Genomic DNA, 12,627 nt, shown 5'->3' with positions numbered 1-12,627 from the left:
ATCTCCTGTAGCCGCTGCCGAAGGCTGCGCTGGCCCTGTCCGCCACTGGAGATCTTCAGGGTTCACACAGGCCATCGCAGCCTGGCGGCAGCGGCTACGGGCATTCAGCGCAAACCACGGCGCTCGCGGATCAGCGCGTAGGCGCTGTGCAGCTCGCGGGTACGTTCAGTGGCTTCGCGCACCTGCAACGGCGTTGCCCCGGTACCGGCCAGTTTGTCCGGGTGGTGCCGGCTCAACAACCGCCGATAGGCCCGCTTCACCTGCGCCGCCTCGGTGGTGGCCGTCACCCCCAGCAGGCGCATGGCCTCCTGGTACGCCCCACCGCTGTTGGCCAACGGTTTGCGCGACGGCTCGTAGTCGCTGGATAACCCCTGTACCCGCACCGATGTCCAGCCCAGCCACTTGCCCCACTGCACCACCAGCTGCCGTTCTTCGCGACTGACACTGCCATCGGCCCACGCCATCCGCCAACAGGCGCGCAGCACCCCTTCGGCGGAATTGGGCTGTTGCCCCAGGCGTTGCAGATGATGTTGCAGGCGGTCGCGGCCGTCCTTGCCGCGGTTGAAGGCGACAATCGCCGACCGGCACTGGGCCTCATTGAGCCGCAACGAGCGCATTTCCTCGCGCGCCTGCTGAATATGGCTCTCCACCACCCGCCCGTCGCACTTGGCCAGGCGCCCCAGCAGCACGAACAGCACCTGGTCGTCGCGCAATTGCGGTTTGCCGCGCAAGCGATCGAACAGCTCCGCCCAGCTGTGCAGTTGCAGGCGCCGATCGGCGGCCTGCCCCAGCAAGGCCCCCAGCATTGCCCCGGGGATATTGGCGATGGCAAATCCTGCGCCAGCGCCGATCACGGTTCCAGGCCACAACATATCAACGCTGCTCTTGCACTTGGGCTTCTACTTCGGCCAAGCGTTCGTGGGTGCCCACATCGACCCAACGCCCGCCGAAGTGCTCGCCGCTGACCTTGCCAGCCACCATCGCATCGCGCAGCAAGGGGGCCAGCTTGAAGGCGCCGGCGGTGCTGCCGGCAAACAGCGCCGGGTGGAGCACCGAGATACCGCTATAGGTAAGGCGCGCCTCGCCGGCTTCGCTGACCTGGCTGCCGTGCAGCGCAAAGTCACCGACCGGGTGATGGGCCGGGTTGTCGACCAGCACCAGGTGGGCGAGGCCCTCCAGCGGCTGGCGCAGACGGGCGAAGTCGTACTCGGTCCAGATATCGCCGTTGACCACCACGAAGGGCTCCACGCCCAGCAGCGGCAGGGCCTGGAAGATGCCGCCGCCGGTTTCCAGCGGCTCACCTTCTGCCGAGTACTGAATGCTGACGCCGAACTGCGCGCCATCGCCCAGGTGATCCTCGATCTGCTGGCCCAGCCAGGCATGGTTGATGACGATCTCGGTGAAGCCTGCCGCAGCCAGGGCCCGCAGGTGGTACTCGATCAGCGGCACGCCGCCGGCGCGCACCAGCGGCTTGGGCGTGTGCAGGGTCAGGGGGCGCAGTCGCTCGCCTTTGCCTGCGGCCAGAATCATTGCTTTCATGCAGGCTGCTCCGTGGCCTTGCGCAGGCTGGTCAACAGGTCACCCAGCGGCGCCAGTTCCGGCCGCCGCGCCAGTACCGCTTCTATATAAGCAAAGAAGCGTGGCACGTCGGTGAGGTAGCGCGGCTTGCCGTCCCGGTGGCAGATGCGGGCAAAGATGCCGATGACCTTGAGGTGGCGCTGCACCCCCATCAGGTCGCTGGCACGCAGGAAGTCCTGGAAGTCGGCCTGCACCGGGATGCCCTGGGCAACCGCCTGCTGCCAGTAACCCTGCAGCCAGGCGTCGACGCGCGGCAGCGGCCAGCTGAGGAAGGCGTCCTTGAACAGGCAGGTGATGTCGTAGGTCACCGGGCCGTACACCGCGTCCTGGAAGTCCAGCACCCCTGGGTTGGGTTCGCTTTGCATCAGGTTGCGCGGCATGAAGTCCCGGTGCACCAGCACCTTGGGCTGGGCCAGGGCGCTGTCGATCAGCAGGTTGCTGGCCTGCTGCCACAAATCCTGCTGCGTCGCATCGAAGCTGGCGCCCAGTTCCCGGCCCACGTACCACTCGGGGAACAGTTCCAGCTCGCGGCGCAGCAGCGCCACGTCATAGCTGGGCAAAGCCGCATCCATGGGCAGTTGCTGATAAGCCAGCAGCGCGTCGATGGCATCCTTGAACAGGCCATCGGCGTTATCGCCGTCAATCACGTCCAGGTAGGTCTTGCTGCCCAGGTCATTAAGCAACAGGAAGCCGCGCTCCAGATCCTGGGCGTAGATTTTCGGCACGTTGATGCCCGAGGTCGCCAGCAAAGCGGCGATATCCACAAACGGTTTGCAGTTTTCCTGGGGTGGCGGGGCGTCCATGACGATAAAAGTGCGTCCTTCACCCTGCCAGCGAAAATATCGGCGGAAGCTTGCATCACTGCTGGCGGCGGTCAACGAAGACGGGGGTACAGCCCCCCAGCCCGCGGCCATAAAGAGTTTCGTCAGTTGCTCATCGAGCCATATCTGCAGCTGTTGCAGGCGTACATCTTGATCGGGCATTACAGAGGTCTCCGACGGCGCTAGCCGTCAAGCGGGTCATGCTTTATTATCCAGCATCTTTTTCAGACCATCGAGAGGCGTGCGGCCCCACCGCGGGCAGATGGCACGCAGGAAGCCCGGACTAATAAGATGGCATTGAAATCCCCCGCGTTTCGTAAAAAATTTCCGTTGCTGGTCACCGGCGGTTTGCTGGCGATGCAACCCCTGGCCGTGCCGTTCGCGGTAGCCGCCGAGCAGTATGACTGTACTGTCTCTGCGACGGGAGCCTGGGAGTGCAAACCCAAAGCCCCGGTCGGTGTCTTGCCGCCTCGCCCCGTCCATGACGGCAGCGCCTCTTCGGCCCCTGAAAGTGCCGATCAGACCACGCCTGCCGCTGAGGAAGAGAAGGCCAAGGGCCCCATGCTCGTTACCCAGAGCAAGGGCCGTGGCCTGAAATCCCGCAGCGCCGACTACAGCCATCTCGATTGGGTCCCACGCGAGAAGCTCACTGCTGCCCAGCTGGCCGAGACCGGTCCGTACTGCGAAGGCGCCTATGTCGAGCCCATCCGGCCCGGCATGGACGACAAGACGGCGAAGAAAGACTCGCCGACCTTCATCGGTGCCAAGGTATCGCGCTACGACCAGGAGCAGCAGACCGCTACCCTGGCCGGTGACGTGGTGATGCGCCAGGGCAGCCTGCAGGCCGAAGGCGACGAAGCCAGCCTGCACCAGGCAGAGAACCGTGGCGAAATCACCGGCAACGTCAAGCTGCGCGACCAGGGTACCCTGATGGTCGGCGACCACGCCGAGATCCAGCTGGACACCGGTGCAGCACAGGTCGACAACGCCGAATACGTGATGCACAAGCAGCGTATCCGCGGCAGCGCCCTGTACGCCAAGCGCGGCGAGAACGCCATCATCCGCCTCAAGGATGGTACCTATACCACCTGTGAGCCGGCGAGCAACGCCTGGGAAATCAAGGGTAACAACATTACCCTGAACCCGGCGACCGGCTTCGGCACGGCGACCAACGCCACCCTGCGCGTGCACGACATCCCTGTCCTGTACACGCCGTACATCTATTTCCCGATCGACGACCGTCGTCAGTCCGGCTTCCTGCCGCCGAGCATCGGCAGCGGCAGCAAGACCGGCTTCTCGCTGGTCACGCCGTACTACTTCAACCTGGCGCCCAACTACGACGCCACGTTGTACCCGCACTACATGAGCAAGCGCGGCATGTTGACCGAGGGCGAGTTCCGCTACCTGACCAAGAACAGCGAAGGTCAGTTTGGTGGGGCGTACCTGAGCGATGACGATGATGAGCGCAGCCAGCAGTCCGACTACTCGAAGGACCGCTACCTGCTCAACTGGCAGCACAAGGGCCAGCTGGATCAGCGTCTGACCTACAAGGTCGACTACACCAAGATCAGCGACCCGTACTACTTCCAGGATCTGGAAACCAACCAGATTGGCGTGCAGAACCACGACTATCTGAATCAGCAGGCTGCAGCCTATTATCGTGGCGACACCTGGACTGCCGGCCTGAACGTGCAGGGTTACCAGCTGACGACGGTTTCGGACATCACGCCGTATGACCGTCTGCCGCAGATCACCTTCAATGGTGCGCTGCCGTACCATCCTGGTGGTTTGGACTTCACGTATCAGACCGAGGCCGTGCGTTTTGAACGCAGCCTGCAGAACGGTACCTACACTGATGAAGATGGCGTGACCTCGCCTCGCATCGACACCAACGTCCGCGGCCTGGCCCGCGCCAATGGTGATCGCCTGACGCTTGCGCCGCAGATCAGCCTGCCGCTCACCGCGTCGTGGGGCTACGTCAAACCGTCGGTTCGGTTCATCTACACCGACTACCAGCTTGACCTGGACAGCTTCGGCAAGAGCACGCTCGTCACCAGCGGCAACTCGCCGGAAGTGTTCCACAGCAACCTCGACCGTTCGATCCCGATCTACAGCGTCGACAGCGGCCTGTACTTCGACCGCAACACCTCGTTGTTCGGCACCAACTATCGTCAAACCCTGGAACCACGCGCGTACTACCTGTATGTGCCGTACCAGAACCAGACCGATATCCCGATCTTCGACTCGGCCGAAAACCAGTTCAGCTATTCCCAACTGTGGCGTGACAACCGCTTCTCCGGTTACGACCGCATTGGTGATGCCAACCAGATCTCCCTGGGCGCCACCACTCGCTGGATCGAAGACAACGGTTTCGAGCGTCAGCGCTTCAGCTTCGGTGAAGCCTTCTACATGCAGGACCGCAAGGTCCAGCTGCCAGGCATCAACTACGCCGATCGCGCAGAGGCCACTGCCAGCCGTTCGCCGTATGCCCTGGAGTACGAGTACCACTTCAACCGCGACTGGCGCTTCAATTCGGACTTCAACTGGGACCCGGACAGCCACAGCACCCGTTCGGGCAGCGCGATGTTCCACTACCAGCCTGAAGACGATCCGAACAAGGTCATCAACGCCGGCTACCGCTACCGCAACGACATCGTCCACTACGATTCGTCGACCGGTCAGTGGGGCTTTGGTGGTGACTACGGCACGCCTGGTAGTGATAACTACATCAAGGACTACTACAAGATCCAGCAGCACGACTTCTCGATCATGTGGCCGGTCGTCCCGCAGTGGAACGCTATCGCTCGCTGGCAGTATGACTACAACCGCAACCGTACCCTGGAATCCTTCGCCGGTTTCGAGTACGACAACTGCTGCTGGAAACTGCGCTTCATCAGCCGCTACTGGGTTGATTACGACGAGTTCAGCCAGTCGCTGCCGCAGAATGAAAAAGGCGACCACGGTGTCTTCCTGCAAATCGTGCTCAAAGGGCTCGGTGGCGTAGTGGGCAATAAAGTCGAGTCTTTCCTCGACAAGGGCATTCAAGGTTATAAAGAACGTGAAGAGCAAGCTAACTGATTGTTTGCGCCCTCTGTTTCTGGGTGCACTGTTGTTGAGTGGCGCGGCACATGCCGACGTTCGACCTCTGGATAGCGTTGTTGCCATCGTCGACAACGATGTGATCATGAAGAGCCAACTGGACCAGCGTGTCCACGAGGTTCAACAGACCATCGCCAAGCGTGGCGGCACCAACATGCCGCCTACCGACGTGCTGGAGAAGCAGGTACTGGAGCGCCTGATCGTCGAGAACCTGCAACTGCAGATCGGCGATCGCTCCGGTGTGCGCATCACCGACGAAGAGCTGAACCAGGCCATTGGCACCATCGCCCAGCGCAACAACATGAGCGTTGCGCAGTTCCAGGCGGCCCTGGCCCACGACGGCCTGTCGTACCAGGACGCCCGTGACCAGGTGAAGCGCGAGATGATCATCAGCCGCGTGCGCCAGCGCCGCGTGGCCGAGCGCATTCAGGTATCGGAGCAGGAAGTGAAGAACTTCCTGGCCTCGGACCTGGGCAAGGCTCAGCTGTCGGAAGAGTTCCACCTGGCCAACATCCTGGTCGCTACCCCGGAAAGCGCAAGCTCCGAAGCGATCCAGGCGGCGGCACGCAAGGCGGGCGAAATCTACACCCGCCTCAAGCAGGGTGCCGACTTCGGTCAACTGGCCGTGGCCAACTCGGGCAGCGACAACGCCCTGGAAGGCGGCGACATGGGCTGGCGTAAAGCAGCCCAGCTGCCACCGCCGTTCGACGCCCAGGTCAGTGCACTGAGCCAAGGCGACGTTACCGAGCCAACCCGCACTCCAGGTGGTTTCATCATCCTGAAGCTGCTGGAGAAGCGCGGCGGCGGCACCGTGACCCGTGACGAAGTGCACGTGCGCCACATCCTGCTCAAGCCCAACGAAGTACGCAGCGATGCCGAAACCAAGGTGCTGGCGGACCGCCTGTATCAGCGCATTCAGGGTGGCGAAGACTTCGCCGACCTGGCGAAGAGCTACTCCGAAGACCCGGGTTCGGCCCTCAACGGTGGCGACCTGAACTGGGTTGACCCGCAGTCGCTGGTACCCGAGTTCCGCCAGGTCATGGCCAGCAGCGCCCAGGGCGTTGTGTCCAAGCCGTTCAAGACCCAGTTTGGCTGGCACATCCTGGAAGTGCTGGGCCGTCGTGCCACCGACAGCACCGAACAGGCACGTGAACAGCAAGCCATGATGATCCTGCGCAACCGCAAGTACGACGAAGAGCTGCAGAGCTGGCTGCGCCAGATCCGCGACGAAGCCTACGTTGAGATCAAGCTGCCTGGCGCCGAACAGGCTGCCCAGGCCGACCAGTGAAGCCCACGCGCTTCGCGCTGACGCCCGGCGAGCCGGCGGGCATAGGTCCAGACCTGTGCCTGTTGCTCGCCGCGCAACGCCAGCCACACCCCCTGATTGCCATTACCAGCCGTGACCTGCTCGCCGAGCGGGCCACGCAGCTGGGCGTGGCCGTCAACCTGCTGGCGGTGGACGTCGACAACCTGCCCGATCAACCCGCCGACGCCGGCAGCCTGTACGTCTGGGACACGCCATTGGCGGCCCCGGTGGTCACTGGCACGCTGGACCGCGCCAACGCGGCTTTCGTCCTTGAAACCCTGACCCGCGCGGGCCAAGGCTGCCTGGACGGGCACTTCGCCGGGATGATCACTGCCCCGGTGCACAAGGGCGTGATCAACGAGGCGGGTATCGCGTTTTCCGGCCACACCGAATTCCTCGCCGAGCTGACTCACACCGAACAGGTGGTGATGATGCTGGCCACCCACGGCCTGCGCGTGGCACTGGTGACCACTCACCTGCCGCTGCGCGCCGTGGCCGACGCTATCACTGATGAACGCCTGGAGCGGGTCACCCGCATCCTGCATTCGGATCTCAAGGACAAGTTCGGCATCGCCCAACCGCGCATCCTGGTCTGCGGCCTCAACCCGCACGCCGGCGAAGGCGGCCACCTGGGCCGTGAAGAGATCGAGATCATCGAACCGACACTGGAACGCCTGCGCAGCGAGGGCATGGACCTTCGCGGACCGCTGCCAGCCGATACTCTGTTTACCCCCAAATATCTGGAGCACTGCGACGCAGTGCTGGCGATGTACCATGACCAGGGCCTGCCCGTGCTCAAGTACAAGGGCTTTGGCGCAGCGGTGAACATCACCCTGGGCCTGCCGATCATCCGCACCTCCGTGGACCATGGCACCGCCCTGGACCTGGCAGGCAGCGGGCGCATCGACACCGGCAGCCTCAAGGTCGCGCTGGACACCGCCTACCAGATGGCCGAGACCCGTATATGACCGAGCAATACCAACACCGGGCGCGCAAGCGCTTCGGCCAGAACTTCCTGCACGATGCCGGCGTCATTGACCGCATCCTGCGTTCCATCCATGCCCGCGAAGGCGAGCGCATGCTGGAAATCGGCCCGGGCCAGGGTGCCCTGACTGAAGGCCTACTGGGCAGCGGCGCACAGCTGGACGTGGTGGAACTGGACAAGGACCTGGTGCCTATCCTCAACCGCCAGTTCGCTGACCGCGGCAACTTCAGCCTGCACCAGGGCGACGCCCTGAAGTTCGACTTCACCACCCTGGGTGCCGCCCCTGGCAGCCTGCGTGTGGTCGGTAACCTGCCGTATAACATCTCCACGCCGCTGATCTTCCACCTGCTGTCCAACGCCGAACTGATCCGCGACATGCACTTCATGTTGCAGAAGGAAGTGGTAGAGCGCATGGCCGCAGGCCCGGGCGGCGGCGACTGGGGCCGCCTGTCGATCATGGTGCAGTACCACTGCCGCGTGGAACACCTGTTCAACGTGGGCCCTGGCGCGTTCAACCCGCCGCCCAAGGTCGACTCGGCCATTGTGCGCCTGGTGCCCCACACCACCCTGCCGCACCCGGCCAAGGATCACCGCCTGCTGGAGCGCATCGTCCGCGAAGCCTTCAACCAGCGTCGCAAGACCCTGCGCAACACCCTCAAGGCCCTGCTGACCAGCGAGGCCATCGAAGCCGCCGGCGTCGACGGCAGCAAGCGCCCCGAGCAGCTCGACCTGGCCGCCTTCGTGCGCCTGGCCGACAAGCTGTTCGAGCAGAACGGCGCCAGCTGATCCCCCTCATCGAGCGCCCTGACTACTGTCATGGCGCTCGATGGCCTAGACTGAAGAAACCGGCACACCCAATGCCCCTTCGTTTTTGCATTTAAGGCTCATGCATGTCCGACCCCCGCTACCAGATCGACGTCAGCGTCGTCACCCGCTTCCTCGCCGATCAATCCCAGCCCGAACACCAGCGGTTCGCGTTCGCCTATACCGTTACCGTGCGCAACAACGGCCAATTGCCGGCCAAACTGATCTCGCGCCACTGGGTCATCACCGACGGTGACGGCAAGGTCGAGGAAGTGCGCGGCGCCGGCGTGGTTGGCCAGCAACCGCTGATCGAAGCGGGCCAGAGCCACACCTACAGCAGCGGCACGGTGATGACCTCGCAGGTCGGCACCATGCAGGGCAGTTACCAGATGGTGGCCGAGGACGGCAAACACTTCGACGCCGTGATCGCCCCCTTCCGCCTCGCCGTGCCAGGCTCCCTGCACTGATGGCGGTGTACGCGGTCGGCGACCTGCAAGGCTGTCTGCAACCGCTCAAGTGTCTGCTTGAGCGCGTGCGTTTCAACCCCGAACATGACCGCCTGTGGCTGGTGGGTGACCTGGTCAACCGCGGCCCCGAGTCGCTGGCCACCCTGCGCTTCCTGTACCAGATGCGCGATTCGCTGGTGTGCGTGCTGGGCAACCACGACCTGCACCTGATTGCCGCGGGCAGCAACATCGAGCGGCTGAAGAAAAGCGATACCCTGCGCGAAATCATCGAGGCCCCGGACGGTCCCGACTTGCTGGACTGGCTGCGTCGGCAAAAGCTGATGCACTACGACGAGCAGCGCGACATGGCCCTGGTGCACGCCGGCATCCCGCCCCAGTGGTCACTGAAGAAGGCGCTGCGCTGCGCGGCCGAAGTCGAGCAGGCCCTGCGCGACGACAATCTGTTCAAGCCGTTCCTGGACGGCATGTACGGCAACGAGCCGGCCAAATGGAACAACAACCTCACCGGCGTCGACCGCCTGCGGGTGATCACCAACTACTTCACCCGCATGCGCTTCTGCACGGCCCAGGGCAAGCTGGAGCTCAAGGGCAAGGAAGGCGCCGACAGCGCGCCGCCTGGCTACAAACCCTGGTTCAGCTTCCGCGAGCGCAGAACCCGGGGCCTGAAGATCATCTTCGGCCACTGGGCGGCGCTGGAGGGCAAGTGCGACGTGCCGGGCGTGTTCGCCCTGGACACCGGTTGCGTGTGGGGCGGGGCCATGACCCTGATGAACGTCGACACCGGCGAACGCATTGGTTGCGACTGCGACGAACGCGGAAACATCCGCGGCTCGATAGGGCAACCCTGACGCGGTAGAATCGACGAATAACCGCGCGACCCCCGCGCCCGTAGCCGCTGCCGCCAGGCTACGCTGGCCCTGAGCCTCACTTGAGATTCGGAGTGAACCTGAGGGCCAGCGCAGCCTGGCGGCAGCGGCTACAAGCCGATCGTACCCAGGAGCCTGTCATGACCGAATTCAAACGCATCCCCCCGCAAACGGCCCATGAGCTGCTCGCCAACGGCGCCGCCATCGTCGACGTGCGCGACGCCCAGACCTTCGCCGCCAGCCACATTCCCAACGCCCATCACCTGGACAACCACTCGGTGCAGGACTTCATCCGTGGCGCCGACCTCGACAAACCACTGGTGGTGGTCTGCTACCACGGCAACTCCAGCCAGGGCGCCGCAGCTTACCTGGTCAGCCAGGGTTTCTCCGAGGTTTACAGCCTGGATGGCGGTTTCGAGCTGTGGAAAGTCACCTACCCCGAGCAAACCGCCCAAGGCATCGCCGAATAATTTTTTTTCTGGCGCCAAGCCCCCGCCCCGCAAGGCTTGGCGCGGGCTGACGAACGGTCAGCCCATAACATATCGCTCATTGCACCTTGAAGTCTGAGATTCCCAACTATCCTTAGGGCAGGCCATCCAAAACAGGGGAGAGCCGGTACACCGACGCGCGGGTCATCGGTAGCGACTTTGAGGTGTTCTGGGGGGTATACAGCGGCCGATTGTTTCGGCGGCTGCCAGCATCAACTGATTGATCCGACGTCGGCTCCACGTATCGAGCGAGGTGACGTCATGAGTATTTTTAGCCACTTCCAACAACGTTTCGAGTCCACTCGTCAGGAAGAGCTCTCGTTGCAGGAGTATCTGGAGCTCTGCAAAACGGATCGCAGTGCCTACGCGTCTGCTGCCGAACGCATTCTGATGGCAATCGGGGAACCGGAGTTGCTCGACACGTCGACCAATTCCAGGCTGTCGCGGATCTTCTCCAACAAGGTTATCCGCCGCTATCCGGCCTTCGAAGACTTCCACGGCATGGAGGAGTGCATCGACCAGATCGTTTCGTACTTCCGCCATGCCGCGCAGGGTCTGGAAGAGAAGAAACAGATTCTTTACCTGCTGGGCCCGGTGGGCGGTGGTAAATCGTCCCTGGCAGAAAAACTCAAGCAACTGATCGAGAAGGTCCCGTTCTACGCGATCAAGGGCTCACCCGTCTTCGAGACGCCCCTGGGGCTGTTCAACGCCACCGAGGATGGCGCCATCCTGGAAGAGGATTTCGGCATCCCGCGCCGTTACCTCAACACCATCATGTCGCCGTGGGCGACCAAGCGTCTGGCCGAGTTCGGGGGCGACATCAGCCAGTTCCGCGTGGTCAAACTCTACCCTTCCATCCTCAACCAGATCGCCGTGGCCAAGACCGAGCCGGGCGACGAGAACAACCAGGACATCTCCGCCCTTGTGGGTAAAGTCGACATCCGCAAGCTGGAGGAATACCCACAGAACGACGCCGACGCCTACAGCTACTCGGGCGCACTGTGCCGGGCCAACCAGGGCCTGATGGAATTCGTGGAGATGTTCAAGGCGCCCATCAAGGTGCTCCACCCACTGCTGACCGCCACCCAGGAAGGCAACTACAACAGTACCGAAGGGCTGGGTGCCATCCCCTACTCCGGTATTCTGCTGGCCCACTCCAACGAATCGGAATGGCACAGCTTCCGCAACAACAAGAACAACGAGGCCTTCATCGACCGGATCTACATCGTCAAGGTGCCGTACTGCCTGCGCGTCAGCGATGAGATCAAGATCTACGACAAGCTGCTGTTCAACAGCTCGCTGTCCAAGGCCCACTGCGCGCCGGACACCCTCAAGATGCTGGCCCAGTTCACCGTGCTGTCGCGGCTCAAGGAGCCGGAAAACTCCAACATCTACTCCAAGATGCGGGTGTACGACGGCGAGAACCTGAAAGATACCGACCCCAAGGCCAAGTCGATCCAGGAATACCGCGACAGCGCCGGCGTGGACGAAGGCATGAATGGCCTGTCGACTCGCTTCGCATTCAAGATCCTGTCCAAGGTATTCAACTTCGACCCGCACGAAATTGCCGCCAACCCGGTGCACCTGCTGTACGTGCTGGAACAGCAGATCGAGCAGGAGCAATTCCCCGCAGAGGTACGCGAGCGTTACCTGCGCTACCTGAAGGAATACCTGGCACCGCGTTACATCGAGTTCATCGGCAAGGAAATCCAGACCGCGTACCTGGAGTCCTACAGCGAGTACGGCCAGAACATCTTCGACCGCTACGTGCTGTACGCAGACTTCTGGATTCAGGACCAGGAATACCGCGACCCGGAGACCGGCGAAATCCTCAACCGCGTGGCCCTCAACGAAGAACTGGAGAAAATCGAGAAGCCGGCCGGCATCAGCAACCCGAAAGATTTCCGCAACGAAATCGTCAACTTCGTGCTGCGCGCCCGGGCCAACAACAACGGCAAGAACCCGACCTGGCTCAGCTACGAGAAGCTGCGCGTGGTCATCGAGAAGAAAATGTTCTCCAACACCGAGGACCTGCTCCCGGTCATCAGCTTCAATGCCAAGGCCAGCAAAGAAGACCAGCAAAAACACAACGACTTCGTTACACGAATGGTCGAACGCGGGTACACCGACAAACAGGTACGGCTGCTCTCCGAGTGGTACCTGCGGGTCAGAAAGTCGCAGTGATGCAGCGGTAAGCTTGAAGCTGCAAGCCG

11 protein-coding genes are annotated in these 12,627 nt (G+C 62.8%); 8 read left to right on the top strand and 3 right to left on the bottom strand.

Annotated features, from left to right (window positions below):
• Positions 1-104: 104 nt before the first annotated feature.
• Genes ACZ9GA_RS31425 through ACZ9GA_RS31415 form a run of 3 tightly spaced genes read right to left on the bottom strand, consistent with a single transcriptional unit; the run spans position 105 to position 2,561 of the window.
• Complete coding sequence (locus ACZ9GA_RS31425; protein ID WP_457358207.1) at positions 105-872, bottom strand: TerB family tellurite resistance protein; 768 nt, start codon at positions 870-872, stop codon at positions 105-107.
• A 1-nt stretch (position 873) separates the two neighbouring features.
• On the bottom strand, positions 874-1,539 hold the full coding sequence (murU, locus tag ACZ9GA_RS31420) for an N-acetylmuramate alpha-1-phosphate uridylyltransferase MurU (protein ID WP_457358209.1): 666 nt from the start codon (positions 1,537-1,539) through the stop codon (positions 874-876).
• Positions 1,536-2,561: an aminoglycoside phosphotransferase family protein gene (locus ACZ9GA_RS31415; protein WP_457358211.1), complete on the bottom strand. Its 1,026-nt coding sequence runs from the start codon at positions 2,559-2,561 to the stop codon at positions 1,536-1,538. The genes murU and ACZ9GA_RS31415 overlap by 4 nt, the downstream gene beginning before the upstream one ends.
• Before the next feature lie 129 nt (positions 2,562-2,690).
• On the opposite strand from ACZ9GA_RS31415, the gene ACZ9GA_RS31410 reads away from it, so the two are divergent.
• The 8 genes from ACZ9GA_RS31410 to ACZ9GA_RS31375 all read left to right on the top strand — a co-directional run bounded on the left by ACZ9GA_RS31410 (position 2,691) and on the right by ACZ9GA_RS31375 (position 12,598).
• Entirely contained in the window at positions 2,691-5,477 is a 2,787-nt protein-coding gene (locus ACZ9GA_RS31410; protein ID WP_457358213.1) for an LPS-assembly protein LptD, read from the top strand.
• Complete coding sequence (locus ACZ9GA_RS31405; RefSeq protein ID WP_457358215.1) at positions 5,458-6,786, top strand: peptidylprolyl isomerase; 1,329 nt, start codon at positions 5,458-5,460, stop codon at positions 6,784-6,786. Before ACZ9GA_RS31410 ends, ACZ9GA_RS31405 begins: the two co-directional genes overlap by 20 nt.
• Positions 6,783-7,772 carry a 4-hydroxythreonine-4-phosphate dehydrogenase PdxA gene (gene pdxA, locus ACZ9GA_RS31400; RefSeq protein WP_457358217.1) on the top strand — a complete coding sequence of 330 codons (990 nt, stop codon included), beginning with the start codon at positions 6,783-6,785 and terminating at the stop codon, positions 7,770-7,772. Before ACZ9GA_RS31405 ends, pdxA begins: the two co-directional genes overlap by 4 nt.
• Positions 7,769-8,575 carry a 16S rRNA (adenine(1518)-N(6)/adenine(1519)-N(6))-dimethyltransferase RsmA gene (gene rsmA / locus ACZ9GA_RS31395; RefSeq protein WP_457358218.1) on the top strand — a complete coding sequence of 269 codons (807 nt, stop codon included), beginning with the start codon at positions 7,769-7,771 and terminating at the stop codon, positions 8,573-8,575. Before pdxA ends, rsmA begins: the two co-directional genes overlap by 4 nt.
• A gap of 104 nt (positions 8,576-8,679) precedes the next feature.
• Complete coding sequence (gene apaG, locus ACZ9GA_RS31390) at positions 8,680-9,060, top strand: Co2+/Mg2+ efflux protein ApaG (protein WP_027980349.1); 381 nt, start codon at positions 8,680-8,682, stop codon at positions 9,058-9,060.
• Entirely contained in the window at positions 9,060-9,908 is an 849-nt protein-coding gene (locus ACZ9GA_RS31385; RefSeq protein ID WP_457358220.1) for a symmetrical bis(5'-nucleosyl)-tetraphosphatase, read from the top strand. Before apaG ends, ACZ9GA_RS31385 begins: the two co-directional genes overlap by 1 nt.
• A gap of 158 nt (positions 9,909-10,066) precedes the next feature.
• Positions 10,067-10,396, top strand: a complete 330-nt coding sequence (gene glpE / locus ACZ9GA_RS31380; RefSeq protein WP_457358222.1) for a thiosulfate sulfurtransferase GlpE — start codon at positions 10,067-10,069, stop codon at positions 10,394-10,396.
• 279 nt (positions 10,397-10,675) lie between these two features.
• Positions 10,676-12,598 carry a PrkA family serine protein kinase gene (locus tag ACZ9GA_RS31375; RefSeq protein WP_027980346.1) on the top strand — a complete coding sequence of 641 codons (1,923 nt, stop codon included), beginning with the start codon at positions 10,676-10,678 and terminating at the stop codon, positions 12,596-12,598.
• The last annotated feature ends 29 nt before the right edge of the window (positions 12,599-12,627 follow it).

The sequence above is a fragment of the Pseudomonas sp. TE3644 genome (genome assembly GCF_056278815.1).
The sequence above is the reverse complement of the archived record's forward strand: the minus strand, read 5'-3'. Positions and strand labels throughout refer to the sequence as shown.

Bases quoted from the DNA above. Each gene is read 5' to 3' on its own strand.
- ACZ9GA_RS31425 (WP_457358207.1), bottom strand. From the start codon at position 872: ATGTTGTGGCCTGGAACCGTGATCGGCGCTGGCGCAGGATTTGCCATC.
- murU (WP_457358209.1), bottom strand. From the start codon at position 1,539: ATGAAAGCAATGATTCTGGCCGCAGGCAAAGGCGAGCGACTGCGCCCC.
- ACZ9GA_RS31415 (WP_457358211.1), bottom strand. From the start codon at position 2,561: ATGCCCGATCAAGATGTACGCCTGCAACAGCTGCAGATATGGCTCGAT.
- ACZ9GA_RS31410 (WP_457358213.1), top strand. From the start codon at position 2,691: ATGGCATTGAAATCCCCCGCGTTTCGTAAAAAATTTCCGTTGCTGGTC.
- rsmA (WP_457358218.1), top strand. From the start codon at position 7,769: ATGACCGAGCAATACCAACACCGGGCGCGCAAGCGCTTCGGCCAGAAC.
- apaG (WP_027980349.1), top strand. From the start codon at position 8,680: ATGTCCGACCCCCGCTACCAGATCGACGTCAGCGTCGTCACCCGCTTC.
- ACZ9GA_RS31385 (WP_457358220.1), top strand. From the start codon at position 9,060: ATGGCGGTGTACGCGGTCGGCGACCTGCAAGGCTGTCTGCAACCGCTC.
- glpE (WP_457358222.1), top strand. From the start codon at position 10,067: ATGACCGAATTCAAACGCATCCCCCCGCAAACGGCCCATGAGCTGCTC.
- ACZ9GA_RS31375 (WP_027980346.1), top strand. From the start codon at position 10,676: ATGAGTATTTTTAGCCACTTCCAACAACGTTTCGAGTCCACTCGTCAG.